Raw genomic sequence first — 561 nt, 5'->3', positions numbered from 1 at the left:
GTAAGCCATAACGGCAGCGTGCTGCCCGTGGAACTTGAGGTGTATTCCACCGACGGACAGAAAGGCATTCTCGTACCAAACTCGCTTGAAAACGACGCAGCGAGGGAGATTGCCGCAGGCATGGGCGGCGCCGTGGAAAGCGGCATAAGCATATCCACCGACGCCGGGGCGCAGATAGTTTCCGACGTGGGACGCGGACTGATACGCGGCGTGTCGCAGTATTTCACAAAAAAGGCACGCACCGTAAAGATAACCGTAAAGGCCGGATACAGGCTGCTGTTGCAGCCGCCGGAACAGTGAACAACGGCGGAGTTAAAAGCGTAAGAACCTTAAATTTTGGCACGAATATATGTAAATCAAGATGTTACGGAATAACTTGCAAAATATGGCCTTTCAGCTTCCGATTTGCCGTCTTTTGGAATGTAAAAAGCCGTGTTTTGGAACGTGAAAGGGCGTCTTTTGCAAACTTGGATATTTGATACGGATTCATGGCCGTAAATAAACGTAATGATGGATGAGTAAATGACAAAAAAGGAAAAACGAATGGAACAATGCAAAAAA

The 561-nt window shown here is 48.1% G+C and carries 2 protein-coding genes; one reads left to right on the top strand and one right to left on the bottom strand.

Going from position 1 to position 561, the window contains the following annotated elements:
* On the top strand, window positions 1-300 hold a 300-nt coding region (gene traM / locus QVO66_RS11475; protein ID WP_288172845.1), incomplete at its 5' end, for a conjugative transposon protein TraM.
* A 64-nt stretch (window positions 301-364) separates the two neighbouring features.
* Here traM and QVO66_RS11470 read toward each other — a convergent pair.
* Window positions 365-561 (bottom strand): hypothetical protein (locus QVO66_RS11470; protein ID WP_288172844.1); only part of this gene is annotated, 197 nt, incomplete at its 5' end.

Source organism: Prevotella sp. CAG:255, from assembly GCF_000431195.1.
In the GTDB taxonomy this organism is placed as follows: domain Bacteria; phylum Bacteroidota; class Bacteroidia; order Bacteroidales; family Bacteroidaceae; genus Prevotella; species Prevotella rara.
The sequence above is the reverse complement of the archived record's forward strand: the minus strand, read 5'-3'. Positions and strand labels throughout refer to the sequence as shown.